The organism is Gordonia polyisoprenivorans NBRC 16320 = JCM 10675 (assembly GCF_000241325.1).
Lineage (GTDB): Bacteria > Actinomycetota > Actinomycetes > Mycobacteriales > Mycobacteriaceae > Gordonia > Gordonia polyisoprenivorans.
In genome coordinates this window covers 17,757-42,658 of the sequence record NZ_BAEI01000063.1, presented here as the reverse complement: position 1 = coordinate 42,658, position 24,902 = coordinate 17,757, and the positions used below count along the sequence as shown (strand labels likewise).

Sequence of the window (24,902 nt, the reverse complement as noted above, 5' to 3'; positions counted from 1 at the left end):
TCCGTTTCGAGAAGGTCCGTTTCGAGAAGGCCAAGGCCATCGGCGTGACGCATCGGGCGCCATACCCCAGGGCACTACCTCTGTGCAGCCTAGCGTCTGGCACCGACGCTGCCCGAGCAGCATCGCCCGACGGTGCGCCGACATACTGGTCGGGTGAGCAGCCAAGTGCCCCCCGTCGAGGTCCCCGACGCCGCCGACGTCCTGGTCGTCGGCGCCGGGCCGGCCGGGTCGGCGGCCGCCGCCTACGCCGCATCGGCCGGTCGCCAGGTGGTTCTCGTCGATGCGGCGGTGTTCCCACGCGACAAGACCTGCGGCGACGGGCTCACCCCACGCGCCGTCGCCGAACTCGATCGCCTCGGCCTCGGGCATCTCCTCGACACGCGGCCGCGTCTGGACGGTCTGCAGCTCAACGGCTGGGGCCGCAGCGTGTTCGTGCCGTGGCCGTCGGGCCGGTTCCCCGGCTACGGCAGCGCCGTCGCGCGCCTCGAACTCGACGACGCGATCCGCGAATTCGCCCTCGAGCGTGGTGCACGAATGGTGTCGGGCGCCAAAGCCGTCGACGTCGAGCGCGCCGGGGACCGCATCAGCGCAGTGGTCGTCGACACCGCCGATGGTCGGCGGACGATCCGCGTCGGGCAGGTCATCGTCGCCGACGGGGTGCGCTCGGGCCTCGGCAAGATCCTCGGCCGACAGTGGCACCGCGACACCGCGTACGGCGTGGCCGCGCGCGCCTATGTCCCGTCCCCGCGCGCCGACGCCACCGTGATGGGATCGCACCTCGAACTCCGCGGACCCGACGGTGAACTGCTGCCCGGATACGGTTGGGTGTTCCCACTCGGCGAGGGGTTGCTCAACGTCGGCGTCGGTGCTCTGGCCACATCAAAACGACCGGCGCACATGGCACTTCGGCCGATCCTCGAGCATTACTCGCACATGGTCGCCGACGAGTGGCAGATCACCGGCGAGCCGGTGCGCATCGCCTCGGCGCTGCTGCCGATGGGCGGTGCGGTCAGCAATGTCGCCGGCCGCAACTGGATGCTCATCGGCGACGCCGCGGCGTGTGTGAATCCCCTCAACGGCGAGGGCATCGATTACGCACTGGAGACCGCCCGGCTGGCGGTTGGCCTCCTGTCCGGCGACGACCACACGCACGCCTGGCGCAGCCTGCTCGTCGACCACTACGGGCTGGCCTTCTCCGCTGCCCGTCGACTCGCCGGCTTGCTGACGATGCCGCAGACCGTCCCGGCCCTCGGCCGCCCCGGAATCCGGTCGGCCCGGCTGATGTCGCTCGTGGTCCGGGTGATGGGCAATCTCATCACCCCCGACGACGCCGACCTCGTCGCCCGCGCGTGGCGCGGCGTCGGCCATCTGTCGACCCGCATCGACGAACGGCCGCCGTTCAGCTGACGCTTCGCGCCAGCGCCCTGCTTGTTGCCGACGGCGCTCGCCTGCTCGCCGACGGCGCTCTGCGTGTCGCTCGTCCACATTGGATTGGGACAAAACCGATGGTATGTTTCAAATATCTGATATAACGGCCACCTCAGGAGCGTCATGCCGTCCGTTTCGTCCGTCGCCTCGTCGGTCTCACATCGCATCAGTACCCGCCGCGCGGAGCGCTACCGACTGCGTGACGACCTTGCCCGTGTCGACCCTGCGGCCGATCCCGAACGGTACGCACGCAGCCTCGGCACCCTGGAATACCCGTGGGGCATCACGATGGCGCTGAGCTTCGCCCTCTTCCGCACCTACGCCGTACCGTCGATCGGCGAGTTGCTGTATGAGACCGGAGAATTCACCGAACGCACCCAGAAGCGTTACGACGACACCGTGCTGCTCCTCGACGCTCCCGTCGAACACGGCTTCGCCGATCCACGCGCCCGCAATGCTGTCCGGCGGATCAACCAGATGCACGCTATGTACGACATCTCCAACGACGACATGCTCTACGTACTGGCCACGTTCGTGGTGTGTCCGGTCCGCTGGGTGGCCGACTACGAGTGGCGCCCGCTGGGCCGCAACGAGATCGACGGTCTCACCGAGTACTACCGCAAACTCGGCAAACACATGGCGCTCAAAGACATTCCCGGCACGTACGAGGACTTCGAGCACTTCCTCGAAGACTACGAGCGCGAACATTTCGCCTACTCCCCCGGATCACGCAAGGTCGCCGACGCCACCCTGGATCTGCTCACCACCTTCATGCCGTTCCGCCTTCTCCCGGCGTGGCTCGTCCGGCGCCTGTCGTTCGCCCTCATGGACGACCGCTTGCTCGACGCCTTCGGCTACCCCAAGCCCACCGCCGTCGAGCGTGTCGTCGCCCGCAACGGCCTGAAGGCCCGCGGTCTGGCCATCCGGTTCTTCGCCGGCCGACGTACCGTCCCCCAATACGGCCGGGACATGCCGCAGATCCGCTGCTATCCGCGCGGCTATGAGGTCGATGAGCTGGGCACCTTCGCCCCTGGATGTCCCGTCCGCCACGCCGGCTGACCCTTCATCCACAACCTTGACGCCAATCCTCCCAAACCCGACGATCCTGGCTACAATGCCTTTCACGCCGTAGATCTGGCCGGGGCCAGAAGGGGGAGGGATGACGGAGTATTTCGTACAACCGGGCACACGTGTGCCACTCGGCGGTGACTCCACCACGCCACCGGACACCTCCATTCCCCGCGGGAATCCCGAACTCGGCGACGGCGGAGTCGTACAGGTCATCGACGCCGAGTGGAAGCGACGGGCCGGGGTGGCGAGGAATCTGGCGGCGGAGTTGGCGGAGGCGAGACGGTCTCTGACCGACGTTCGGCGTCAGAATCACTATGGGCGCTGCAAAGAGGGCGGTGAATTTCATGCCCGAGTCGTGGAATTCATCGATACCTTGACAGAAGAAATCAAGCTAAAAGAAACTGGCCTCCTCGGACTCAGTGACCAGTGTTCACTAGCTCAGTTTGAGTTGACGGGAGCTGATTCAACTGCGGCCAACGACATTGCAACGTAGTACCAGCAAAAAGACATTCGCTACACTTGCAGTCTTTGCAACTTTGACACTTTCGTCTTGCTCCAATTCAGAACACATCAATCGTCCGGTCGATTCAATAGCAAGATCAACCACAGCCCCCGCACCAACAACCAGGCAGACGGACGCCAATGGAGTTTCGCTGCCTTTCAAAACTAAGTTCACCCACCGATGGAACTCGAACAACGACGGTACACTATACGAGCCTTGTACCGCCGTGAACGCCGAAGTTCTGAGTAAATTCAACCTATCCGCACAAACCGCCAGGGATGTGGCTCTTGCTGATCAACAAACCGCACGGGGCTGTGACTGGGAGACTGAGGGAGATCCCTTTTCGAGCATTACACAATCGGTAGGGAATGCTCCGAGCCTGACAGAGTATAAAGCGCGACAGTCTGGTCACATGAAATGGCTTCCGGACGTGGAACTTGCCAACCGAAGCGTCGCGGTCGGCATAATTACCTCTGGAGAGTGTACAACCTACGTAGCATCCGGCACTGCGGTAGTCGCCACAAGTGCCACGTTTCATATTGATTTGCCGCCAGAAGATCAAGTCTGCGCCAAGGCCATCGCTTTCACCGCAGCCACGATCAACAAGATGCCGCCCTGACCCAGCACCATGGTGGCCAGCGCGCCTTTAAGGCCGAGGGTATTGCAGGAGCGGGATCTGTCCGGAGCGGGGCCACAGGCGCGACCCCTGCGCAAGCATGGGCCAGAAGGGGCCAGATGACAGATCATTTCGTACATCCAGGCACACCCGTGCGACTCGGGACGACTCCATCACTCCACCAGACGCCTCCGTTCCCCGCGGCAATCCCGAACTCGGCGACGGCGGAGTCGTACAGGTCATCGACGCCGAGTGGAAGCGACGGGCCGGGGTGGCGCGCAATCTGTCGGCAGAGTTGGCGGAGGCCTTGTCAAAGCTCAGAGCCGCGGGGCAGAAGAACCATTATGGCACCGTTCCCGAGGGAACTGAGTTCAGCGCCCGCGCCATCGAATTTATTTCGATGCTGTCATCCACCGTTACAGACTTTCAGGAAGAACTCGGCGTTCTAGCAAATAAATGCGAGATCGCCCATACTGAGCTGGAGACTATCGACGATAGCAATGGCCGTGAGTTCCAAGCATAGAATTTCCCACCTTGCACTCTATTGCCTGGCGTCATTCATCACCTTACACTTATCGGCTGCTCGACTCAAACAACGGGCACAATTGAATCAACCAACATTGCCTCCGTGACCGCGCAATCAACTATCCGACAAACTGACTCGTCAGGGACTCCCCTACCTTTCGTGACGAAATTCAAGGACCGATGGAGTGACTTGAATGATGGGTCACCCTATGAGCCATGCACCGCGCTAACCGAGCAAGAATTACTGTCGATTGGCCTCGCCCCGGATTCCGTCGATGACGTCGCACTCGCGGACCATCAAACGGCGAGGGGCTGCCTGTGGCGATTCTCGAACTCCCCGACCTCGAACCTCAGCCAGGACGTCGGAAACTACTCGTCGCTCGCACGCTACAAAGAAGAGTATGCCAGCACGATTGATTGGCAGCCGGATCTCTTCATCGACGGACGAATGGTGGCAATCGGAATATGGCTCGGACAGAAGAGCTGCGTAACCAACGTACAGTCAGGAACCGCGATCGTAACGACATCGGTGGCCGTTGTCGGCGCTCCGCTATCCGAAAAGTGCGCCAAAGCCATCGCCTTCACCAAAGCAACAATCGACAAAATGCCACCCTGACCCAGCACCAAAGCGGCCGGTCTCGAGGCTCGTCGCTATCGCTCCTCGGCACCTCGACCACCGATCTGGCGGACCACGTCGAAACCGATGCGATGTCGCCGCTCGTCGCTCCTCGGCCACCGAAGTAATCGATCCGAGCCGGCAGTCACCTCGACCACCGGGCAATCGACATCCGTGCCGCCCAGGTGACGAGTCAAACGCGAATACCGGAGTGTATTGCCGCGATTCCACCGGTGAGGTTCTGCCAGCGGACGTCGGTGAACCCGGCGTCGCGAATGAGGTCGCCGAGGCCGAATTGGTCGGGCCAGGCTCGAATCGATTCGGCGAGATACACGTACGCGGCAGGGTTGCTCGACACCTTCGTCGCCACCGCGGGCAGCGCTTTCATCAGGTACTCCATGTAGACGGTGCGGAATGGCCGCAATGTCGGTGTGGAGAATTCGCAAATGACCAGGCGGCCACCGGGTTTGAGCACCCGATACAGCTCGGCCAGGGCGGTCGGCACATCGTGGACGTTGCGCAGACCGAACGAGATGGTCGCCGCGTCGAATGATCCGTCGGCGAAGGGCAGAGCCATGGCGTCTGCCGCGACCTTCGGTACGTTCCGATCGGCGCCGGCCTTGAGCATTCCGAGGGAGAAGTCGGCGGCAACGCACGTGGCCCCCGACGTCGCCAACTCGACGGTGGAGACGGCGGTGCCGGCCGCCAGGTCGAGCACCACGTCGTTGCGAGTGAGCGCGAGTGCCTTGCGGGTCGCCTTACGCCACCGCCGATCCTGCGCGAACGACAGCACGGTGTTGGTGATGTCGTAGCGCTTGGCGACGCCGTCGAACATCGCCGCGACCTCGGCCGGGTCCTTGTCCAGACTCGCACGTTCGGGGGTAGCCATGGCGATAACGCTACCTGCCCGTCACCGCCGCCCGACCGAGCGTCCGACGAGCTCGGTGGCCCAACTCACATCTCGGCAAAGCCGCAGGTGACACCCGGTCATCGCGGCACATTCACCGACCGTTCGCCACGACGGGGTTTCTTCCTCACCAACCGGGGAACACCGTGGACACGAGAGCTCGTCCCCAACATCTGGAGGGAACATGACCGTCTCCACCACCACCATCCATCAGCAACTGCGCGCGATCCTCGCGCTCACCCACACCGAGATCCAGATCGCCGAGACCCGGCAGGCGCAGGCCCGTACCGACGCGGTGCGTGCCGAACTGGCCGGCAATGCGCGCAAGGGGCGCGACCGTGCTGCAGCCATCGAGAAGGCGCTGCGCGAGCGCGACGGCTTCGCCGATGTCCTTCGTCCGGCCCTCGGCCGCGTCGCCGCATCGGTCAAGACCCTCGCCGAGCAAGCCCAACCGCTCGATGAGGCACTCCTCGGTGATCTCGCCCTGGAGCAACAATTGCTTGGCCGCGCAACATATCTCAAGGCTCTGGCCACCGGCGCCGACGACGCCGACCTCCTCGCGCTCGCCGAACGACTCATCGACGCCCACACCGAGACCGTCGACTGGATCAGCACGGTGCTGGCCGAAGAAGCCCTCGGCGGGCCGGCCGCACTGCGCCGCAGTCCCAGCCAATGGGTCAGCGGCCTCGCCGCCCGTGCGGTGACCCTGCCGGCGATCGCCGCATCGCGTAGCGCCGATCGCGTCGCACACGCGATCCGCCAGGTCCCCGACGCCTTCTCCGGTCTACGCAGCCGCATCGGCAACACCGTCGACGACGCCACCGAAGCCGCAGAACAGGCCGGGCAGAGCCTCGTCGAGGCGGGAACGGCGACCCTGCGCACAGCGACCGCCGCCCGTGACGCCGCACTCGAGGCCATCGAGGACAACGCCCGGATCAACGGCGCCACCGGCGTCGCCGACACCGTGGCCTCGGTCCGCGAGGCGACAGGCACAGTCGACCCCGACGACCTGCCCATCCCCGACTACGCCGACCTGAACATCACCGACGCCGTCGCCGCGATCAAGGAGCTCGACGAGCCCGCCGACATCCGCGTGACGCTGCACTTCGAGGAAGCCCACAAGAACCGGCAGCGCGTCGTCAACGCCGCCGAGGCGCGCATCGCCGAGATCGCCAAGGATGTGGTCGGCGTCGAGTAACCCTCGCCGCCGGCACCACAGCGCCGTTCGCCCCACCACCCCGGGGGCGGACGGCGTGCGTCTCTCCGCAGGGTTTCGGCGACGCCCCACGCGGGAACACGACCTCCGACGACAGGAGAACCCATGGCCGACCGAGACAAGAACGCCACCACCAACGACGACAAGTTGCATCCCGGCCCCACCGACAACGACGGGTCCGGCGGCATGGCCACCCGCGAGGTGACGCCCGAGCTCGTCGGTGACGACCACACCGACGACGACCACACCGACAAGACCGACGACGGCGAGGACACATGACCGACGACAACACGCCGCACACCGACGAGTCACGGGCGGCCCGCGAGACCGTCGATGACCTCGAACGCAAGATCACCCACAACCCCGCCGAGGACGACGACACCGTTGTCGATCCGGAGTCGGCGACCGAGCAGCCCGGCACCGATGACCCCGACTCCCCCGCCGCCGGCGACGCCGAGCCCGCCGATTAGCGGTTTACCCAGCTCACCGAACGGGTACACCGGAAGCATGTATCTGCGCACCCCCACCGCGGCGGTCAGCCGCGCGCTGCCCGCACCCCGCGGCTGCCTCTCGGAGCGTCTCATCACCGCGCTGCGTGACGGCACCGACGTCGCCACCGACCCGACCCCCGGCGACGACCCGTTCGGCGACGACGTCCAGCTCGCCCTCTACGTCGCCTACGAGTTGCACTACGCGGGCTTCACCGACGTCGTCGGCGATCGGGAGTGGGATCCCGGCATCATCGCCCTGCGCACCGCACTCGAACGACTCTTCCTCGACGCGGTGCGCGCCGGCCTCGATACCGCGCCGACGACAGCCGAAGTGTTGATGGACGAGTTGAGCGTCGAGCCCGTCCATGGCGACGGCCTCTCGTTCCGGTTGCGCGACAACGGAACCTGGCAGCAGTACCGCGACCTGTTCGCTCTGCGGTCGCTGTATCACCTCAAAGAGGCCGATCCACACGCCTGGGCCATCCCACGACTGCGGCGCACCGCCAAGGCGGCGTTCGTCGCGGTGGAATTCGACGAATTCGGTGCTGGCCGCGGCGAATCCGTCCATCAAGAGCTGTTCGCCGATCTCCTGGCAGCCGCCGACCTCGACCCCGCCTACCTGGCCTACCTCGACCGCGCTCCGGCATGGGCGCTCGCCCCGGTGAATCTGATGTCCTGCTTCGGTTTACATCGATCTCTGCGCGGCGCGACCGTCGGGCACCTGGCCGCCACCGAGATCACATCGTCACCCGGATCGTCTCGGCTGCTGAGCGGGCTCGAACGGCTCGACGCCCCCGAGCCGTGCCGGCTGTTCTATCGCGAACATGTCGAGGCCGACGCCGTCCATGAGCAGGTCCTGCGCCGCGACGTGGTGGGATCACTACTCGCCGAGGAGCCCGAACTCGAAGCCGATGTGATCCTGGGCATCCGCGGATTCCTGTTCGTCGAGGACGCATTCGAGGCGGGGCTGACCGCCGCATGGGAGACCGGGCCGGTGTTGGCCGGGGTCGCATCTGTGCCGGTCTGACGCGCCGGCCTGCCCCGCCCACCCAGGACCCGCCCACCCAGAGCGCGCTACTCCCGCCGACGACGCCGATGGCTGGTGTCGCACAACGGATATGTGCGGCTGCGCCCACAGGCACACACCGCGACCATGAACCGATCCGAGCGCACGTGGGTGCCGTCGGGGAGTTCGATGTCGACGGGCCCGGGCACCAGCATCGGACCACCTCGTGTCACCCGGATGGGGGTCGCGTCACTCATGCCGCACCTTTCCTGATCGCTCGCACCACGGCGAGTTCCTCTGTCCGGCGGCCCTTCTCGAGCAGCCCGAGACCTTCGAGCCACTCGGCGCGCGCGGTCATCACCGGCCCGAACGGCACCCACCGCACCGCCATCACGTGAGCGTCGAGACCGTTGGCGCGCAACGCATTCACCGTGGCGTCGATGTCGGCGAACTCCGACTGCACCAGCAGCAGGGTCCCGCCGGGCTCGAGGAATTCAGATGCGTGTGCGCACAACGGGTCCAGGACGTCGCGGCCGGTCGGGCCGGCGTCCCACGCATGTCGCGGGCCGGGACTGATCGCCACGCCGTCGTCGATGCCAGGAGCCGGGACGTACGGCGGATTACAGGTCACCACGTCGAACCTGTCGCGACCGATGTGGTCCTCAAACCGCCCGTGGTGCACCCGAACCGGACACGGGGCGTCGATGCAGAGTCGCCGCGCGTGATTCACCGCGAGTTCCGAGGCGTCCACGGCCGTGACCGACGCGGCTCCCGAATGCGCAGCCGCCCGCGCCAATACGCCGCTGCCGGTGCACAGATCCAGCACCCGACCGCCGATGATCTGCGGCACCAGACGCAGGCAGTCGGCCAACAGCAGCGAATCCTCTTGTGGCTGGTACACGCCACCGGCGTACGACGGTTCGGGACTGATCTGCTCGAAGCTGAGGGTCATGTGCGCCTTCCGGGGCCGATGAGCGGGCGAAACACGTGCTCACGCGGCATTCCCCGATCACGCGTGGGTCAAACCACCGTTCCGGCCCCAGCCGGCAGCAGCCGATCCACTCACCCGGCGAGCCGTTGCCGCCCCATCGCGATCCGCGCATCGCCTCCGCGTTCGGCGATGACCTCGCCGTAGTGCCCGAGCAGTTCCTCGCACAACGCCGGCCACGTCCGCGCGCGCACCGCGGCCAGCCCGGCCCGGCCCATCGCCGCGCGTCGGGCGGGCTCCCGCAACGCGGCGACCGTTTCGGCGATGCGATCGGCGTAGGTCGCCGGATCGAGGAGGAATCCCGTCGACAACGGGGTCACCAGGTCTCGTGGTCCACCCGCATCCGGGCCGATCACCGGTATCCCGCTGGCCATCGCCTCCTGGATGGCCTGGCAGAAGGTCTCGTGCTCACCGGGATGGGCGAAGACGTCCAGGCTGGCATAGGCGCGCGCCAGTTGTTCGCCGCGCAGTTCGCCGGTGAACACCGCGTTCGGGCAGAGTCGTTGCAGGCGAGCACGTTCGGGGCCGTCACCGACGATCACCAGCCGCACCGACGGGTCGCGGTCCAGCGGGGCGAGCCGCTCGACATGCTTTTCCGGCGCAAGCCGGCCCACGAATCCGACGATCAACCGGTCCGCACCCCACTGTGCGCGCAGGTCGTCATCGCGTCTGGCCGGCGAGAACTGGGCGGTGTCGACGCCGCGCGCCCATCGATGGAGTCGCGGAATCCCGCGGGCGGCAAGCGCTTCCATCGTCGCCGTGGACGGCGCGAGGGTGCGGTCGCAGGCCAGGTGCACCATCCGCGTGTATCGCCACGCCGCGCGCCCGGCCACCTGAAGGCGGTATGCCTCGGCGAATCCGGCGACGTCGGTCTGGAACACAGCCACCGTCGGCACGCCCAACCGCTTGGCCGCCAACGCGCCTGCCCCACCGACCACGAACGGCGAGGCGAGATGCACCACGTCGGGGCGCACGTCGCGCAGGGCTCGGTACATGCTCGGCATCGGCACCCCGACGGGCAGCGACGTCACGCCCGGAAATCGCATCGAGGGCACCGTGTGCACAGGGGTGTGCCGACCCACCAGCCGCGGTGCCCGCTGACCGTCTCGCTCGGAATCCGGTGCGATCACCACCGCACCATGCCCGGCGTCCTCGAGATGCTCGACGACTCGTAGAACCGAGTTGACCACCCCGTTGACCTGCGGAAGAAAACTCTCGGCGACGATAGCCACGCGCATGGCGCCAATGGTCGTTGTCTTCGATGACCTCGGCGACGACCGCATGTGACCTACGCGCGAACTCCGCGCGAACCTCTGGTCGCCGCAGCGTACTCACGCATCGACGGTTGCCCGGTCGTCGGCGGGACGGGGTGACGGGTCGTCGTCGGGGTGATCGCCGCCGTCACCGTCGTCGGGACCGGAGTCGTCCTCGCCGGCGCGGCGCGCGGCCCGGCGCAGCAGGCGGCGATTGGCCTCGGCGATCAACACCATCACCGCGACAACGATCAGCCACGTGAGCGCGGCCACCGACAGCGCCGGGATGATCGCCAGCGACGCCCCTCGCCCGGCGGGCTTGGCCAGGTCGGGGTTGCTCTGGTCGTATTCGACGCTGATGCGTTGCCCGGTACCGAGTTCGGTTGGATACAGCAGCCCCAGCCGCGGGCTGTAGATCTGCCCGTCGGGCGTCTGGAAGTACGCGACGGCGTGCAGGCGGTCGGCCGAGACGATGTCGGCCATCACGGTGCCCTTGTCGCGGTTGATCGCCGCGTCGTTGCGGAAGGCGGCCACGACCATCGCGCCGGCCATCACCGTGACGATCAGCCCGATCACCAGCAGCGTCTTCTGCACACGCCGCAGGATGACCGGATTCATGCACCTCAGAATACGGGCCCGCTACCGCAGGCGGCCCACGATCCCCGCGTGCACCGAACGCAGGCGCTCACGGTCGGTGACCACCTCGATGACCTCCACCCCGCCGGCGCCGGGCTCGGCCAGCACCGCGGCCAGGTCAGATGGCTCGACGCGGCGGTGCGGCAGATGGAATCCCGCACACAACGAGGCCAGGTCGGTGCGATGCGGCGTGCCGAACACCCGCTCATACGCACCGGCGTACGGGCCGGAGTTGAATCGCGGATCGCCCTGCTCGAGCAACCCGAAGATGCCGCCACCGTCGTCATTGGCGACGACGATCCGCAGGTGCCGCGGCCGTGGCTCCGACGGCCCCAGAATCAGTCCGGTGGCGTCGTGGATGAAGGTCAGGTCACCCATCAACGCGACGGTCCGCGACCCCGGATGGTCGACGTCGTGGGCCAATGCCGCGCCGATCGCGGTCGAATTCGTCCCGTCGATACCGGCCACGCCACGGTTGGAGAGCACCCGCACGCCCGGCGAGACGCGCCCGGCCAATGCGACGTCGCGGATCGGGTTGCTCGCGCCGACGACCAGTTGCTCGCCGGGAACCATGGCCGCGCTGACCGTACGCGCGACGTGCAGGCCGGTCGCCGGGCCGCCCGCATCGAGTTCGGCGTCGACGGCCCCGAGGACGCGCTGATGAACCTCGGCGCACTGTTTGAGCCAGTCCTCGGCGGCCTCGCCGGTCGCCTCGACCCGGGTGCCGGTCGCGAACACATTGCCCGACACATCCGGCCACCGCGGTCCGGTGGTCACCGCGTAGACGCGGACCTCGGGGTCGGCGAGCAGTCGCGCCACCCCGCGGTGCAAGGTGGGCCGACCGCAGATGATGGCCTGCTTCGGGGCGAGCGCGTCGAGCGCCAGCGGATGCAGCGGGGTCACCGCATGCGGTGCTGTCGGCTCGGCGACCGTTGGGATCCCGTCCAGCTCCGGATACCGACCAGCTCCATGACCTGCGACGACGACCGTGTCGAGGGACAGGTCGATGGGCAGTGGGATGTCGAGTTTGCCGACCGGAGCCTGTGTCCACGGCAGCCCACCGGGGCGTCCGGCGAAGACGCCGAGGTCGGACTCGGGGCCGGTCTGCGGCCCGGGGACGAGCGGCTCGCGCAACGGGATGTCGAACTGCACCGGTCCGGCGTTGCCGGTCCGCGCACCCCGCGCCGCCGCCAGCACGCGACCGACCGCCGAGCGCCACTGGCTGTTGGTGTCGAGGTCGGCCTCGGCCAGGCCCAGACTGATCGCCGCACGTACCTGCGTGCCGAAGATCCCGAACTGCTCGACGGTCTGATTGGCCCCCGACCCGAGCAACTCGTACGGCCGGTTCGCGCTGACCACCACCAGCGGCACCCGGGCATAGTTGGCCTCGAAGACCGCCGGGCTCATGTTGGCCACGGCGGTGCCGCTGGTCATCACGATCGGCACCGGCCGCCCCGACGACGCCGCCAGCCCCAGGGCCAGAAATCCCGCCGACCGTTCGTCGATCCGGACGTGCAACCGCAGCGCGCCCGCGGCGTCGGCGGCATGGAGCGCGAATGCCAGTGGGGCATTGCGCGATCCCGGGCAGAGCACCGCCTCGCGGACCCCGCCGCGGACCATTTCGTCGACGATGACCCGCGCCTGCAGGGTGGACGGGTTCGGCGGCGCAGATTCCGGGGAAGAACTCATGGATTCCACACTACGATGCCGCTTTTCCGCACCGATCTCCGCCGAAGGATGCCCGGTGGCACCCCGGCTCGCCTGTTTTCAGTCATTCCGGAAGTAGAGATTCGACAAAAGCCCAGGTCGGCGGGTCCGGTGTACTCGACGAATGACTGAAAACAGGCGAACGGCACCGTCATTCGTCGTCGGGAGGTGGCAACCGGTGTCGATCGTCGTCGAGGGTGCGGGTGATGTCGGCCAGTGTGTCGTCCCAGCCGTAGAGAACGTCGTCGTAGGTCAGGCGCATCGTCGAGTAGCCCCTGGCCAGCGATTTGCGGTCGCGGCGACGATCCTTGCGGTAGTTCTCCAGACTGGTGTGATGAAGCTTGCTGTCGCACTCGATCAGAAGTCGGCCCACCCGCAGGTCGAACCAGCCCAACCCGATGAGATTCGGTTGGACCACGACGTCATGTCCTCGTCGTCGTAATCGGGTGCGCACCATGGTCTCCGTGCCCGACTGGGATCGGGGATCGCATTCGGCCAACAGCATCTCGATGGTGGCGTTGGCTCGCGGCAGCATCACCAGCAGCAACTCCACATCGAGACCCTGACTGTTCAGCACCGAATCGGCGACGACGATCCAGTCATCGGGACTCATGCACCCGACCGCACTGCACAGGGCCAGCGGGACCGGGTCGAGGATCGAGTGCACCGGTAGCGGCGGCCCCGGCGGTCGACAGCAGGCCGTGCCCCGCCTCATCGCATCCTTGCCCGCGCGGATGTGCACCTCCTCGTAGCCCGGTGGAACCCAGATCCCGTGTTTGTCCAGCGCGGTCGGACCCGACAGTGCGCCGTATCCCCGTGCCGCCAGCAGTGCGTCGGAGTCGGCGCCCGGGGTCGAGTACCACCCTCGTCGTTCGACGGCGAGTTCTCCTCGGCGCACCATCCGCCGCAGGTCGTTGTCGGTCAGCCCGCCCGCGATCAACTCCGTACGGCTCTTCACACCCAGTTCGACGGTCTTGTCCACGAGGTTTGGACGCAGCGGGGCCCGTTCTGGCTCCATCTCGCCTGTTTTCAGTCATTTCCGAAGTAGAGATTCACCAAAAGCCCAGGTCAGCGCGCCCTGCATACCCGGCAGATGACTGAAAACAGGCGAGCACGCGGGCCGGCGGACCTATTCTCGCCTCATGGGCTCCGGTTTCTACGACCGCCACCTCCTTCCGCGACTGATCAACCTGACCTGCGGGTCGTCGGTGATGGTCCCGCTGCGCGGACACGTCTGCGCACCGCTGACCGGCCACATCGTCGAGGTCGGGTTCGGCTCGGGCCACAACATCGAGGCCTACCCGCCCGCGATGACCCGGGTCAGCGCCATCGAACCCTCCGATGACGGGTGGCTTCTCGGTGCCGACCGCATCGCGGCGTCGCCGGTCCCGATCGACCGCGCAGGGCTCGACGGGCAGTCATTGCCCTTCCCCGACAACACCTTCGACGGCGCCCTCTCGACGTTCACGATGTGCACCATCGCCGACCTGCCCGCCGCCCTCGCCGAACTGCGCCGGGTCCTCAAACCTGCTGCCGCCCTGCGCTTCCTGGAACACGGTGACGCACCCGATCCCCGGGTTCAACGGTGGCAGCGCCGCCTCGAGCCCGTCCAGCGTCGGGTCGCCGGTGGCTGTCACCTCACCCGCGACATCCCCGCCGCCCTCACCGACGCCGGATTCGAGATCACCGACCTCGACCGCTTCTACCAACGCGGCACCCCCAAGACCTTCGGCGCGCTGAGCCTGGGAGGCGCCCGCACCCGCTGAGCCGGGCCCGCCTACGCTGGGGCCAGTGCGTCGTTGGATCGGATTGGCTCTCGTCACCGCACTCGCCGCCTATCTCCTCGAACTCCTCGACGTCGACGCCGCCGCCCTGTTCGCCGGCCTGGTGGTCGCCGCGGTCCTCGCCATCGCCGGACTCGCCCCGCGCGCTCACACCGACACGCCCGACGCCCCCGTCGTCCCCCGACCCCTGTTCCTGGCCGGACAGGGGGTGCTCGGTGTCTACATCGGCACCATGGCCGACCCGAGCACCCTGTCGGGACTGGGCGCGGCGTGGTTGCCGGTACTCGTCGTCGGGCTGGGCACCCTGGCCCTGTCGGTGGCCGGCGGAGCCCTGCTCGGACTGCACCGCCAAGTCGATACCCTCACCGGCGCACTCGCCTTGGTCGCCGGCGGCGCGTCCGGGCTGGTGGCACTGACCCGTGAACTCGGTGGTGACGAGCGGGTCGTCGCCGTCGTCCAGTACGTGCGCGTGGCCCTGGTGACCCTCACCATCCCACTGATCGCGTCGGTGGTGTTCGGTGCGTCGGCCAACGGTGTCGCGCAAGCGTCACCGAGCTGGTCCGATCAGGGTTGGGGGCTGGTGCTGCTCGCGGTGTGCGCGGGGGTCGGCGTGCCCGTCGGCCGGCTCATCCACCTCCCGGCGGCCGGCCTGCTCGGTCCGATGGCATTGTCGACGACCGCCGAACTGACCGGACTGGCCGGCGACGCCGCGATCTCACCGATCCCGCTCGCGATCGCCTACGCGTTGATCGGCTGGCAGGCCGGGCTGGGGTTCACGATGGAGCGACTCAAGGCGATCGGGCGCATCCTGCCAGCGGCGATCGGTCTGATTCTCGCGATCGGCGTCGGCTGCGGGCTGCTCGGCGTCCTGTTGTCGTGGTGGACCGGCGAATCGATGTTCGACTGCTATCTGGCGACCACCCCCGGTGGCATCTATGCGGTGCTCGCCGCGGCCACCGCGGCCGGCGGCAATGTCGCCTTCGTGGTGGCCGCGCAGATCCTGCGTGTGCTGTTGATGCTGTTCGTGGCACCCTTCGCCGCGCGCTGGGCCGCCCGACGGCGCCCCGGACCAGCCGCGCTGTGACCGATCTCGCACGACGATTACCCTCGACGCCATGAGTGGGGAGAATCCGTCCGAGTCCGGCACACCTGAACCGACAACCACCACGCCCGCCCGCGAGTTCGACGTCGTCGTCTTCGGCGCCACCGGCTTCGTCGGCGAGCTGACCGCCCGCTACCTCGCCGAGCATGCACCCGCCGGCACCAAGGTCGCGCTGGCCGGCCGCACCGAAACCAAACTCGCCGAGGTCCGTCGACGCCTGCCCGCCGCGGCGTCGAGCTGGCCGCTGATCGTCGCCGACGCCTCGTCGCCGAGTTCGCTCGACGCGATGGTCGCCCGCACACGGGTGGTCTGCACGACGGTCGGCCCCTACCTGCGCTACGGCGAGTCGCTCGTCGTCGCGGCCGCCACCGCGGGCACCGACTACGTCGACCTCACCGGCGAGGTGCCCTTCGTCCATTTCTCCATCGACAAGGCCCACGAGACCGCACAGGCCACCGGTGCCCGTATCGTCCACTCCTGCGGATTCGATTCGGTCCCTTCCGATCTCGGTACCTATCTGCTGTACCGCAAGGTCGCCGACGACGAGGCGGGCACGCTCACCGACACCACGATGGTGGTCAAGTCGATGCGCGGCGGCGTCTCCGGCGGCACCATCGATTCGATGCGGGTGATCGCCGAGGAGGCCAAGGACCCGCAGAAGCGGCGGCTGCTGCTCAATCCGCAAGCGCTGTCAGGGGATCCGGGTGATACCCCGAAGGTCAGCATGTCCTCGGAGCCCAGTGACATCGCGGTCGTACGCGCCCGCACCGTCGACGCGTCGCTGTCGGGAACGCTCGCCCCGTTCTTCATGTCGTCGTACAACACGCGCGTCGTGCGACGCTCGAACACATTGCTGGACAACGCCTACGGACCGGATTTCCACTATGCGGAAGCCATGAACGTCGGCGGTATCCCGGTCCTGTCGGCGTTGATCGCCGGCAGCGTCAGCGTCGGCACCGGAGCGTTCCTGGGTGCGATGAGTTTCGGCCCGACCCGTCGGCTCCTAGATCGCGTGCTGCCCAAGCCGGGCAGCGGTCCGAGCGAAAAGACCAGGGATAAGGGCTTTTTCGTCACCGAGACCTACACCCGCACCAGCACCGGCCGTCGGTACCTTTCACAGATGAAGCTGTCCGGCGACCCGGGATACAAGGCCACCGCGGTGATGCTCGGCGAGAGTGCGCTCACCCTGGCCCTCGACCGGGGCGAACTCCCCGCCCGCACCGGCGTCCTCACCCCGGCCGCCGCGATGGGTGATGCGCTCGCCGACCGTCTGCGGGCCGCGGGAGCGAATTTCGACGTCCGCGAGTTGACGTAGCCGAGACGCCTACGGCTGCCCCGGCTTCAGCGCGATGAACAACGCGTCGAGTTCGGCGCACAGCCGGTCCCCGTCGTGCAGTGTGCCCTTGACGAAAGCCTTTCGGCCGTCAAGGTTCTCGACCCAGGTGTGCATGCGCAGCGGGGTGCGCAACGGGGTCAACGATCGGTAGCTGACGGTCAGATAGGCGGTGCGGGTGATGCCCTGCACTGCGAGTGCCGACGCCATACCGCCCAGGTCGTCGAAGGCCACCGCGACGTGGCCACCGTGCGCGGCGTCATTGCCGCCGAGGTGGAACGGACGGAAGGTCACCGAGGCGACAACGCCGTCGGGTCCGCCTTCGCTGATCTCGTACGGCGGCAGCGTGATGTTGCCGCGCGCAGGCAGATCGATGCGGGTGCCCGCGGGCGAGCGCCACTCGTCGATCTGTACGTCCTCGAGGCGCTTGTTGAGCGCCCGGACCTGGTCGATGAGTTCGTCGGTGATCTCCGGGGTCGGGCACGCGTAGCGCGCGAGATCCATCAGCCGCCGGATCTCCTCGCTGAGTTCGCCGTAGCGCGGGCCGCCGCGGTCGGTGGTGATGTCGATGCGAGCGCGGAAACCGCCCTCGTGCGGCGAGTCCGCGTCGGCGGGCACGGCCCAGCCCGATTCTGGCGAAGAAGTCATGCCCGACACCGTATCGGCGCCGGTCATCGGCGTCGCAGTCGGCGCAGCCTAACGCGAGCTACCGGTGGTGGTGACGGGTGCTGCCGACCGCATGCAGATCCACGTGGGTGGACTGGGTGGGCGCCTCCCGACGGTCCCGGAGCTTGATGATCGCGCCGATCAGCAGGGCGAGCACGACCGACAGCGCCACCCACACGGCGACGACGATCAGCACGATCTCCCACACACCCACGTCGCCAATATGCCAAAAGGCGCTGGTGGGTGGCCACTCATCGGGAATAATCCCGCCAAATTCTAAGAAACCGGCGCTCGGGGCAGCCCGGCACCGCCCCGGCCGGGTGTTCGCCGGCAGCTCGGGATCGGTGTCCTAACCTGAACGCCATGAGCACCGACGCCGCCTCCGCCACGCCAACCCCCTTCGATCCGAGCCAGTGGCGTCCGGTGACCGACCTCGGCGAACTCACCGACATCACCTACCACCGGCACGTCGGCACCACCCGGGCCGATGGCATCGTGCGCATCGCCTTCGACCGCCCCGAGGTCCGCAACGCGTTTCGGCCGCACACCGTCGACGAGCTCTACCGCGCCCTCGACCACGCGCGACGCACCCCCGACATCGGCACGGTGCTGCTCACCGGCAACGGACCGAGCCCCAAGGACGGGGGGTGGGCGTTCTGCAGTGGCGGCGATCAGCGCATCCGCGGTCGGTCCGGGTATCAGTACGCGACCAGCCATGACGCCGACGTCGCCGCGGCCGGCGCCGAGGGCGTCGACGAGACACGCGTGAAGGCGGAGGGTGGCCGCCTGCACATCCTGGAGGTCCAGCGCCTCATCCGCACCATGCCCAAGGTCGTGATCGCCGTCGTCAACGGCTGGGCCGCCGGCGGCGGTCACTCGCTGCACGTGGTGTGCGACCTCACCCTCGCCTCGCGCGAGCACGCCCGGTTCAAGCAGACCGACGCCGACGTCGGCTCCTTCGACGCCGGCTACGGCAGCGCGTATCTCGCCAAGCAGGTCGGCCAGAAGTTCGCCCGCGAGATCTTCTTCCTCGGCGAGGCGTACGACGCGGAGACGATGCACCGCATGGGCGCGGTGAACCGGGTGGCCGATCACGCCGACCTCGAACGCACCGCCATCGAGTGGGGACGCACCATCAACGGCAAATCGCCCACCGCGCAACGCATGCTGAAGTTCGCCTTCAACCTCACCGACGACGGGCTCATGGGCCAACAGGTCTTCGCCGGCGAGGCCACCCGCCTGGCCTATATGACCGACGAAGCCGTCGAGGGCCGGGATGCCTTCCTGCAGAAGCGCTCTCCGGAATGGGACGCTTTTCCGTATTACTACTGAATCACCACCGGCTGATCACCACCGATCCCACCGACAGCGGCACAGATCACTGCTGCGCCACGGTGCACGATCCCCGATCCGCAGCCACAATGGGTCGAGTGAACCCGAGGACACCCGAGCCCACCGTGTCCTCGTCGGCGACCGATCCCGATCTCACGGCCTCCCGACAGTCCCCTTCACCCGAGCGCCCGGTCCGTCGACGCCGACTGCTGCGCCGTGTGGTGATCGCCGTGGTGATCGTCGCCGTGCTCGCGGGAACGGCGTTCTACGGGTTGGGCTATCAGCTGTTCTATCGCGACCATTCCGACCCGCTGCGCAAGGTCGACGCCATCGTCGTACTCGGTGGGGAGCACGACGGCCGTGAGGATTACGGACTACAGCTCGCCCGTGAGGGGTACACCTCCACGGTCCTCATCTCCGACCCGTACATGAACAACCATTACCACCGCACCGGCGCCCAGCTGATGCAGCGGGTGTGTTCGTCAAGCACCGCCACCATCGAGGTGATCTGTTTCGACCCCGATCCGTCGACGACGCGGGGCGAGGCGATGGAGACCCAGCGACTGGCCCGCCAACGCCACTGGCACAGCGTGATCGTCGTCAGCTGGCGGTTCCACATGGTCCGCGCCCGCTACATCTTCGGGCAGTGCTTCGACGGCGACGTCGTCATGCGCCCGGTGCCGCGGTCGTATCCGTCGTCACTGCGGTACTGGAGCTTCCAGTTCGCCTACCAGTTCGGCGGTCTCGCCAAGGCCGCGATTCTCGGCTGTGACAAGTAGTTCAGAGACGAGGCTCAACCGAACAGCGCCGCCGACGACGCGGGCCGCCCGAAGTGATATCCCTGCGCGTAGTCGAATCCCAGGTCGACGAGCAACGGGACGACAGCGGCGTCCTCGACACCTTCGGCGACCGTTTTCGATCCCGTCGCGCGGGCGACGTCACAGATCGCACGGACCACCGCCACCGTGGTCTCACTCTCCTCCGCGCAGTCACTGTCGAGGGAGTTCACCAGGTCGCCGTCGACCTTGAGAACGTCGACGGGCAGGTCGCGCAGATAGCTCAGCGCCGAATATCCCGACCCGAGGTCGTCGACGACGATCGTGCATCCGGCCTCGCTCAGCGCATCGACGGCGTGGGCGGCCTCGCTGGCGATGCGGATCACCTCGTCCTCGCGCAACTCGATCCAGAAGCGCGCAGGGTCCGCTCCGCTGTTGCCGACCTGCTCGATGGTCGAGTCGACGATGGCCGGATTGAGCAGCTGACGCTGGGAGAAGTTGATCGACACGAACGAATCCGCCCCGGCCGCCGTGGTGATCCCGCGCGGGAGTTCGGCAACCGCCGTCGCGATCGTCGAGGTGCTGATCGGCCCCAGCAACGCGGTGCCCTCCAGGATCGGGAGGAACTCGCTCGGGCCGGCCTCCTTGCCGTCGTCCCAGCGCATCAACGACTCGTACCCGGCAACCTCGTGGGACGGCAGATGCACGATCGGCTGATAATGCGGCGCGAAGTCGGCAACCTTGGCCCGCGCGAGCCGCAGCACGGTGGTGCGCAGCCGGTCGACGGTGGCGAGCATCTCGTCGTCGCACACCTCCAGTGGCGTCCGCCGCTCGATCGCCGCGGTGAACGCACATTCCGCGCACCATTTACCCACGCCGTTCCGCAGATCGCGGGACAGATAACGGGGCGAGGCCACTCCGGTTCGCGTGTCCAGGAAATACCGCTCACCGCCCCATTCGACGATGTGGGCGCCGCCGCGGAGTTCACCGATGAGGATGTCGAGCTCCTCCTCGCTGGATGCGGTCGGAACCAGTTCGTAGTCGAGGTCGGCCACGCGCATCATCGCCACCGCGGGTCCGACGCGAGCCATCAAACCGTCGACGAACCGAGCGGCCACCGCTCCGGCCAGCTCCCGTCCGAATGCCCCGGTCAGTCGCCGGAACGGATCCGCTTGGACAACCATGTGTCCATGTCCCGGCACGACCAGATCACCTCTACTTCGGTCCACTAAACCTCCGGTGTTCCCGGTGATCGGATCATAGACTCTGGTTCGCCGACCGTCGCAGTGGCAGCTGGCATGTCAAGCTTCATCGATCGACATCACATCGAAGCGGAGCCAGTTTCAATATTAAGTGGACACGACGATCAGGAAACGTGCAATGCGATTCACGCCCCATGTTATTTCGACTGGCAATGCGAGGTATTGCTCGGTTTCAGCGAAAGCGCCATCTGGTATCTTGCTTGATCGGGGGGAAGTGGTAGAGCACATCTGGTTCACAAGGCCGACGACTGAGTTCATGAAAGTGGATGCTGATCCAGGCCTCGCCAGTCCGATTGGGAGTGAAGCCTTGCAGTCCTGTGATGAGCCAACTGCTCGTTTCCGCTCCTCGGAGGCTCCCGTATTCCCCGGTCGCCGACTGAGCCCAACTCCATGCGTGTGAAGCAATTCGTCCAGCCCACGGCGATCGCCAGAACACACCCTCCAATGAGACTTCAGCGCTACGACAGTATGACGACGATTCACCGCACAGATCTTGTGCCGGCGACGAAGGGGGTCGACGGACCGTCTTTTGCCCGCTCCTTCGACCAGCGCACCATCGGAGTATTGGTCAGCGAGACCGGCGCTATTCCGCTGATCATCCTCGGACTCGTGTCATCGTCGTTCCTCAAACCCGGATGCCAATGGGTGCTCGTCGTCATTGGTGTGTACACCCTAGTGTCGGTGGCGGTGACCCTGTATGCCAAGCGGCTTTCAGACCGGGGTTTCGCGGTCCTCAGTTTCGGCGGGATGCTCGGCGTGGCCGGGTCGTCGATTGTCATCGCCGACGACGGAGCGGCGTTGGCAGTTCTGGTTCTTCTCGCTGCGATTCCGGCGCTGGCCGCCATGGATTCCTCGCTGCCAGTCGTGTTGGGCTTCGTTGCCACCGCCGCAATCCTGGTATGTGTAGTCGTCTCCATCAGGGCGACCTCCGCGACTGCGCTTGTCGTGGAGGGCGGCGCGGCACTGATGGCCATCGCAGTGCCCACCTACTTGGTTACCAGTTTGCGCCGACGGCTGACGGCTCTACTTCGTCAACAGGCCCAGCTGAGCGTGACCGACCCGCTGACTCTGGCCCTCAACCGCCGCGGGCTGCTTGACGGCGCGATCCATCTGTTCCGGACCGCGGCCGCAGGGGACAAGGACGTCGCTTTCCTGGTGATCGATGTCGATTATTTCAAGAAGTACAACGACACACATGGGCACTCTGCGGGAGATGCGGTCTTAGTGGAGATCACCAACGCCATCCAAACTGCCGTCCCACCGAGTTCCCTCGTCGCCCGATCCGGTGGAGAGGAATTTGCCGTCCTCACGGTCGCCGACGATGCCGCCGGATTGTCGCGGCTTGCCGACAACATCCGACTCACGGTCGCCGCCCACACAGACGCCACGGTCAGCGTGGGCGGGGTGTGCGCGGAGATCATCGAAGCGACCTACGACTCCGACCACCCGACCCTGTCCGAGCTGATGGACCGGCTGTCCGCTCAGGCCGACCAACTGCTCTACGCCGCCAAGGGCATGGGCCGCAACCGCGCCGAGACCGCGAGCGTTTGCCCCGTCCTACTGGCGTCATCTGCATTCGTCGCCGGACGAGCAGGGCGACGGTCACTGACCGAGCAGCCGACAATGCCGTCCAAACCCGCATGACCCTGCCCGGGGGATCCGCCCCTGGCCGATCCCAAAGGTGCCCGTGGTGGAGATTCTCGATCCGACCGATGACCGGCAACGCATCGCAGAGTTACGCGCATCGCCGACCATCTCGTTCGTCGACGGGTGGGCACACGCGCGTCCCGAACTCGCGGTCCTCGACCGACTCGATCACGTCGATCCGGAGACGACGCCTCCCGACCCCATCGACCTCACCGATGAGCATCTGATCGAGCGCCGCAGCCGCTACATTCTGTTCCCGTGGCGTGCGACGTTGGTGCGCCTGCCCGACGCCGACATCTACTATCGGCTCAAGACCGCCCGCAACCGGCATTTGTTGACCGGGCGTGAACAGCAGCTCTGGGGCAGCGCGGTGATCGCGGTCGCCGGCCTCAGCGTCGGCTCGTCGGCCCTGACCGCCACCGCGCTGACCGGGGCACGCCGATTCCGGATCGCCGACTCCGACGAACTCGCACCCACCAATCTCAACCGCATCGTCGGGTCGGTGACCGATCTCGGTGTCAGCAAGGTCGAGCTCGCGCGCAGGCGCATCCTCGAGGGTGACCCGTATACGCAGGTCACGACGTTTCCCGATGGCTATCGTCCCGACCTGGCCGAGGCGTTCCTGGGCTCGGCGGCCTTCGCGGGTTCCACCGAGGAGCTACCGGCCTCGGTGATCATCGAGGAGATCGACGACGTCGCGATGAAGATCGACATGCGGCGACGCGCCCGTGCGGCCGGGGTGCCGGTACTCAGTGCCACGGATATGGGCGAGGACGTCGTCCTCGACATCGAGCGCTATGACCTCGACCCGGACTATCCGATCTTCCACGGCCGCGGTGAGGGCTTCTCGGCCGGCGACGCCGCCGACCCCGCTCAACGACTCCGGATGGCAATGGCCATCGTCGGTGACGAGGTCACGCCTCGGATGGCGTTCTCCGCGAGCCAACTCGGCCGCAGCGTCACCTCGTGGCCGCAACTCGGCTCGACCGCCGCGATGGCCGGGGCACTCGTGGCAACGGCGGCACGCAACATCGTCTGTGGTCGGCCCGTCCGGTCCGGCCGCTATCGGTTCGGTATTGAGGAGATCCTTCTCGGGTCCGACGCGGGGACGCACGAGGGATGGAACGAGCTCGGTCGGGCCGAATTCGCCTCAGCGGCGCAGGCCATGGGCGAGGGCGCCGGAAACAGCTGACGCCGAACGGTCCTGGTGACGCATTGGCGGGCGGGCGCCCCACGCCTGCGAGTTCGGGTAGATCGCGGCCAGCCGGTCGGCCTCGTCGCGCATCCGGCCCCAGACCTCCGGCGTCGTCGCCGACTCCAACGTGGCCCGCTCCCACCACATCAGCTGGGTGCGGTAGCGCTCGTCCGGGAACGGGGTGGCGGGCACGCTCGGGTCGACCCGCCCGCCGCCGGAGGTCCAGCGCTTGAGGACGTGGTCGGCGGCCGTGGCCATCATGTGGTCGACTCCACACATCTCCATGATCGGCAACCCCAGTCGCGAGAGCTGTCCGACGACCTCCTTGGCGATGGGTGACCGCTCATCGGTCCAGGCCGTCTTGACCTCGACTATGCCGCCGTCCATGCGTTCCTCGATGGCGTTGACCAGATGGACCTGACCGGGCTGACCCGCCCACTCCTCGAGCGCATGCGTCTGCGCCGCCGCGGCGAAGCGGGGCTGCACCCGCAATCCACCGACCACCTGCTGCGAGTTGTCGAGGACGACGAAGAACATCACCGTCTCCTCGCCCCCGACCACCCGTTCGTAGTCCAGGGCGGCCGCACAGCCGTACCGGGTGTAGGCGTTCTCCGCACCCCGCAGGTACTCCCGCCACAGGGCCGGATGCATCGCCGGAGTGGCTGCCCGCAGGGTGTAGTTCGGCGTCACCATCCCGCGGATCGCGGAATCATGACGGGGGGCAACGGTGCGCAGAGCTGTGTTCATGAGGCGTGCTTCTTTCCGAGAGGGTCGACCACGGCGCTTCGGCTAAACGACGTGATTGAATATCGTGAATACAATTCCCGTTCGAAACGACGAACG

General features: G+C 67.0%; 28 protein-coding genes. 17 read left to right on the top strand and 11 right to left on the bottom strand.

The genetic code is table 11. The features are described from left to right. The first annotated feature begins 165 nt into the window (after positions 1-165). The 6 genes from GOPIP_RS16130 (at position 166) to GOPIP_RS16115 (ending at position 4,758) form a co-directional block, all read left to right on the top strand. Positions 166-1,407 (top strand): geranylgeranyl reductase family protein, encoded by a 1,242-nt coding sequence (locus GOPIP_RS16130; RefSeq protein ID WP_006370793.1) that lies wholly within the window; start codon positions 166-168, stop codon positions 1,405-1,407. A 144-nt stretch (positions 1,408-1,551) separates the two neighbouring features. Further along, on the top strand, positions 1,552-2,487 hold the full coding sequence (locus GOPIP_RS16125; RefSeq protein ID WP_006370792.1) for an oxygenase MpaB family protein: 936 nt from the start codon (positions 1,552-1,554) through the stop codon (positions 2,485-2,487). A 100-nt stretch (positions 2,488-2,587) separates the two neighbouring features. After that, positions 2,588-2,992, top strand: a complete 405-nt coding sequence (locus GOPIP_RS28320) for a hypothetical protein (protein ID WP_006370791.1) — start codon at positions 2,588-2,590, stop codon at positions 2,990-2,992. Beyond that, positions 2,982-3,620, top strand: a complete 639-nt coding sequence (locus tag GOPIP_RS28315) for a DUF3558 family protein (RefSeq protein WP_306304198.1) — start codon at positions 2,982-2,984, stop codon at positions 3,618-3,620. Before GOPIP_RS28320 ends, GOPIP_RS28315 begins: the two co-directional genes overlap by 11 nt. A gap of 97 nt (positions 3,621-3,717) precedes the next feature. Next, entirely contained in the window at positions 3,718-4,140 is a 423-nt protein-coding gene (locus tag GOPIP_RS28310; protein WP_006370789.1) for a hypothetical protein, read from the top strand. A 21-nt stretch (positions 4,141-4,161) separates the two neighbouring features. Next, positions 4,162-4,758 carry a DUF3558 family protein gene (locus GOPIP_RS16115; RefSeq protein WP_081482513.1) on the top strand — a complete coding sequence of 199 codons (597 nt, stop codon included), beginning with the start codon at positions 4,162-4,164 and terminating at the stop codon, positions 4,756-4,758. Between the two features lie 193 nt (positions 4,759-4,951). On the opposite strand, the gene GOPIP_RS16110 is transcribed toward GOPIP_RS16115, so the two are convergent. Then, entirely contained in the window at positions 4,952-5,647 is a 696-nt protein-coding gene (locus GOPIP_RS16110; protein ID WP_006370787.1) for a demethylmenaquinone methyltransferase, read from the bottom strand. Positions 5,648-5,849: 202 nt separating this feature from the next. Between GOPIP_RS16110 and GOPIP_RS16105 the strand changes: the two genes are divergently transcribed. The 4 genes from GOPIP_RS16105 to GOPIP_RS16095 all read left to right on the top strand — a co-directional run bounded on the left by GOPIP_RS16105 (position 5,850) and on the right by GOPIP_RS16095 (position 8,399). Next, the gene (locus tag GOPIP_RS16105; RefSeq protein WP_006370786.1) at positions 5,850-6,863 is read left to right on the top strand and encodes a hypothetical protein; all 1,014 of its coding nucleotides are present in this window, start codon (positions 5,850-5,852) and stop codon (positions 6,861-6,863) included. Between the two features lie 123 nt (positions 6,864-6,986). Then, positions 6,987-7,160 (top strand): hypothetical protein, encoded by a 174-nt coding sequence (locus tag GOPIP_RS29135; RefSeq protein WP_006370785.1) that lies wholly within the window; start codon positions 6,987-6,989, stop codon positions 7,158-7,160. Continuing rightward, positions 7,157-7,351 carry a hypothetical protein gene (locus GOPIP_RS16100; RefSeq protein ID WP_006370784.1) on the top strand — a complete coding sequence of 65 codons (195 nt, stop codon included), beginning with the start codon at positions 7,157-7,159 and terminating at the stop codon, positions 7,349-7,351. The genes GOPIP_RS29135 and GOPIP_RS16100 overlap by 4 nt, the downstream gene beginning before the upstream one ends. A gap of 37 nt (positions 7,352-7,388) precedes the next feature. After that, positions 7,389-8,399, top strand: coding sequence for an iron-containing redox enzyme family protein (locus GOPIP_RS16095; protein WP_006370783.1), 1,011 nt, complete (start codon positions 7,389-7,391; stop codon positions 8,397-8,399). A 47-nt stretch (positions 8,400-8,446) separates the two neighbouring features. Here the strand turns inward: GOPIP_RS16095 and GOPIP_RS16090 are convergent, their stop codons facing one another. The 6 genes from GOPIP_RS16090 to GOPIP_RS16065 form a co-directional block, all read right to left on the bottom strand. Beyond that, on the bottom strand, positions 8,447-8,635 hold the full coding sequence (locus tag GOPIP_RS16090) for a CDGSH iron-sulfur domain-containing protein (RefSeq protein ID WP_006370782.1): 189 nt from the start codon (positions 8,633-8,635) through the stop codon (positions 8,447-8,449). After that, complete coding sequence (locus GOPIP_RS16085; RefSeq protein WP_006370781.1) at positions 8,632-9,330, bottom strand: HemK2/MTQ2 family protein methyltransferase; 699 nt, start codon at positions 9,328-9,330, stop codon at positions 8,632-8,634. Before GOPIP_RS16085 ends, GOPIP_RS16090 begins: the two co-directional genes overlap by 4 nt. Positions 9,331-9,440: 110 nt before the next feature. Continuing rightward, positions 9,441-10,604: a glycosyltransferase family 4 protein gene (locus tag GOPIP_RS16080; RefSeq protein ID WP_006370780.1), complete on the bottom strand. Its 1,164-nt coding sequence runs from the start codon at positions 10,602-10,604 to the stop codon at positions 9,441-9,443. A gap of 93 nt (positions 10,605-10,697) precedes the next feature. Beyond that, positions 10,698-11,237: a DUF3592 domain-containing protein gene (locus tag GOPIP_RS16075; protein ID WP_006370779.1), complete on the bottom strand. Its 540-nt coding sequence runs from the start codon at positions 11,235-11,237 to the stop codon at positions 10,698-10,700. 21 nt (positions 11,238-11,258) lie between these two features. Then, the gene (gene menD, locus GOPIP_RS16070) at positions 11,259-12,944 is read right to left on the bottom strand and encodes a 2-succinyl-5-enolpyruvyl-6-hydroxy-3-cyclohexene-1-carboxylic-acid synthase (RefSeq protein WP_006370778.1); all 1,686 of its coding nucleotides are present in this window, start codon (positions 12,942-12,944) and stop codon (positions 11,259-11,261) included. 169 nt (positions 12,945-13,113) lie between these two features. After that, positions 13,114-13,980 (bottom strand): putative endonuclease domain-containing protein, encoded by an 867-nt coding sequence (locus GOPIP_RS16065; protein WP_006370777.1) that lies wholly within the window; start codon positions 13,978-13,980, stop codon positions 13,114-13,116. A 124-nt stretch (positions 13,981-14,104) separates the two neighbouring features. Between GOPIP_RS16065 and GOPIP_RS16060 the strand changes: the two genes are divergently transcribed. The 3 genes from GOPIP_RS16060 to GOPIP_RS16050 are packed head-to-tail and all read left to right on the top strand — an operon-like array spanning position 14,105 to position 17,163. Then, the gene (locus tag GOPIP_RS16060; RefSeq protein WP_006370776.1) at positions 14,105-14,728 is read left to right on the top strand and encodes a class I SAM-dependent methyltransferase; all 624 of its coding nucleotides are present in this window, start codon (positions 14,105-14,107) and stop codon (positions 14,726-14,728) included. A gap of 25 nt (positions 14,729-14,753) precedes the next feature. After that, positions 14,754-15,830 carry an AbrB family transcriptional regulator gene (locus GOPIP_RS16055; RefSeq protein ID WP_006370775.1) on the top strand — a complete coding sequence of 359 codons (1,077 nt, stop codon included), beginning with the start codon at positions 14,754-14,756 and terminating at the stop codon, positions 15,828-15,830. Positions 15,831-15,861: 31 nt separating this feature from the next. Further along, entirely contained in the window at positions 15,862-17,163 is a 1,302-nt protein-coding gene (locus GOPIP_RS16050) for a saccharopine dehydrogenase family protein (RefSeq protein ID WP_006370774.1), read from the top strand. A gap of 9 nt (positions 17,164-17,172) precedes the next feature. Here GOPIP_RS16050 and GOPIP_RS16045 read toward each other — a convergent pair whose 3' ends face one another. Both GOPIP_RS16045 and GOPIP_RS29130 read right to left on the bottom strand, forming a co-directional pair. Next, positions 17,173-17,829: a PaaI family thioesterase gene (locus tag GOPIP_RS16045; protein ID WP_014359121.1), complete on the bottom strand. Its 657-nt coding sequence runs from the start codon at positions 17,827-17,829 to the stop codon at positions 17,173-17,175. A gap of 58 nt (positions 17,830-17,887) precedes the next feature. Beyond that, a complete protein-coding gene (locus tag GOPIP_RS29130) occupies positions 17,888-18,061 on the bottom strand; it encodes a hypothetical protein (protein WP_006370772.1) in 174 nt (57 codons plus the stop codon). A gap of 149 nt (positions 18,062-18,210) precedes the next feature. Here GOPIP_RS29130 and GOPIP_RS16040 point away from each other — a divergent pair, with 149 nt between their 5' ends. Beyond that, positions 18,211-19,179 (top strand): 1,4-dihydroxy-2-naphthoyl-CoA synthase, encoded by a 969-nt coding sequence (locus GOPIP_RS16040; protein WP_006370771.1) that lies wholly within the window; start codon positions 18,211-18,213, stop codon positions 19,177-19,179. Positions 19,180-19,304: 125 nt separating this feature from the next. Then, positions 19,305-19,958, top strand: coding sequence for a YdcF family protein (locus GOPIP_RS16035; RefSeq protein ID WP_035728216.1), 654 nt, complete (start codon positions 19,305-19,307; stop codon positions 19,956-19,958). A gap of 14 nt (positions 19,959-19,972) precedes the next feature. Here the strand turns inward: GOPIP_RS16035 and GOPIP_RS16030 are convergent, their stop codons facing one another. Further along, a complete protein-coding gene (locus tag GOPIP_RS16030; protein WP_006370769.1) occupies positions 19,973-21,139 on the bottom strand; it encodes an EAL domain-containing protein in 1,167 nt (388 codons plus the stop codon). A 522-nt stretch (positions 21,140-21,661) separates the two neighbouring features. On the opposite strand from GOPIP_RS16030, the gene GOPIP_RS16025 reads away from it, so the two are divergent. Both GOPIP_RS16025 and GOPIP_RS16020 read left to right on the top strand, forming a co-directional pair. Continuing rightward, positions 21,662-22,861: a GGDEF domain-containing protein gene (locus tag GOPIP_RS16025; protein WP_006370768.1), complete on the top strand. Its 1,200-nt coding sequence runs from the start codon at positions 21,662-21,664 to the stop codon at positions 22,859-22,861. 43 nt (positions 22,862-22,904) lie between these two features. Then, a complete protein-coding gene (locus GOPIP_RS16020) occupies positions 22,905-24,056 on the top strand; it encodes a ThiF family adenylyltransferase (protein ID WP_035728198.1) in 1,152 nt (383 codons plus the stop codon). Here GOPIP_RS16020 and GOPIP_RS16015 read toward each other — a convergent pair. Next, entirely contained in the window at positions 24,015-24,806 is a 792-nt protein-coding gene (locus GOPIP_RS16015) for a hypothetical protein (protein ID WP_006370766.1), read from the bottom strand. The two genes, GOPIP_RS16020 and GOPIP_RS16015, sit on opposite strands and share 42 nt — an antisense overlap. Positions 24,807-24,902 lie beyond the last annotated feature (96 nt).

Bases quoted from the DNA above. Each gene is read 5' to 3' on its own strand.
- GOPIP_RS16100 (WP_006370784.1), top strand. From the start codon at position 7,157: ATGACCGACGACAACACGCCGCACACCGACGAGTCACGGGCGGCCCGC.
- GOPIP_RS16050 (WP_006370774.1), top strand. From the start codon at position 15,862: ATGAGTGGGGAGAATCCGTCCGAGTCCGGCACACCTGAACCGACAACC.
- GOPIP_RS29135 (WP_006370785.1), top strand. From the start codon at position 6,987: ATGGCCGACCGAGACAAGAACGCCACCACCAACGACGACAAGTTGCAT.
- GOPIP_RS16065 (WP_006370777.1), bottom strand. From the start codon at position 13,980: ATGGAGCCAGAACGGGCCCCGCTGCGTCCAAACCTCGTGGACAAGACC.
- GOPIP_RS16125 (WP_006370792.1), top strand. From the start codon at position 1,552: ATGCCGTCCGTTTCGTCCGTCGCCTCGTCGGTCTCACATCGCATCAGT.
- GOPIP_RS16090 (WP_006370782.1), bottom strand. From the start codon at position 8,635: ATGAGTGACGCGACCCCCATCCGGGTGACACGAGGTGGTCCGATGCTG.
- GOPIP_RS28310 (WP_006370789.1), top strand. From the start codon at position 3,718: ATGGGCCAGAAGGGGCCAGATGACAGATCATTTCGTACATCCAGGCAC.
- menD (WP_006370778.1), bottom strand. From the start codon at position 12,944: ATGAGTTCTTCCCCGGAATCTGCGCCGCCGAACCCGTCCACCCTGCAG.
- GOPIP_RS28320 (WP_006370791.1), top strand. From the start codon at position 2,588: ATGACGGAGTATTTCGTACAACCGGGCACACGTGTGCCACTCGGCGGT.
- GOPIP_RS16080 (WP_006370780.1), bottom strand. From the start codon at position 10,604: ATGCGCGTGGCTATCGTCGCCGAGAGTTTTCTTCCGCAGGTCAACGGG.
- GOPIP_RS16110 (WP_006370787.1), bottom strand. From the start codon at position 5,647: ATGGCTACCCCCGAACGTGCGAGTCTGGACAAGGACCCGGCCGAGGTC.
- GOPIP_RS16030 (WP_006370769.1), bottom strand. From the start codon at position 21,139: ATGGTTGTCCAAGCGGATCCGTTCCGGCGACTGACCGGGGCATTCGGA.
- GOPIP_RS16015 (WP_006370766.1), bottom strand. From the start codon at position 24,806: ATGAACACAGCTCTGCGCACCGTTGCCCCCCGTCATGATTCCGCGATC.
- GOPIP_RS16075 (WP_006370779.1), bottom strand. From the start codon at position 11,237: ATGAATCCGGTCATCCTGCGGCGTGTGCAGAAGACGCTGCTGGTGATC.
- GOPIP_RS16105 (WP_006370786.1), top strand. From the start codon at position 5,850: ATGACCGTCTCCACCACCACCATCCATCAGCAACTGCGCGCGATCCTC.
- GOPIP_RS16025 (WP_006370768.1), top strand. From the start codon at position 21,662: ATGAGACTTCAGCGCTACGACAGTATGACGACGATTCACCGCACAGAT.
- GOPIP_RS16040 (WP_006370771.1), top strand. From the start codon at position 18,211: ATGAGCACCGACGCCGCCTCCGCCACGCCAACCCCCTTCGATCCGAGC.
- GOPIP_RS16060 (WP_006370776.1), top strand. From the start codon at position 14,105: ATGGGCTCCGGTTTCTACGACCGCCACCTCCTTCCGCGACTGATCAAC.
- GOPIP_RS16045 (WP_014359121.1), bottom strand. From the start codon at position 17,829: ATGACTTCTTCGCCAGAATCGGGCTGGGCCGTGCCCGCCGACGCGGAC.
- GOPIP_RS16095 (WP_006370783.1), top strand. From the start codon at position 7,389: ATGTATCTGCGCACCCCCACCGCGGCGGTCAGCCGCGCGCTGCCCGCA.
- GOPIP_RS16085 (WP_006370781.1), bottom strand. From the start codon at position 9,330: ATGACCCTCAGCTTCGAGCAGATCAGTCCCGAACCGTCGTACGCCGGT.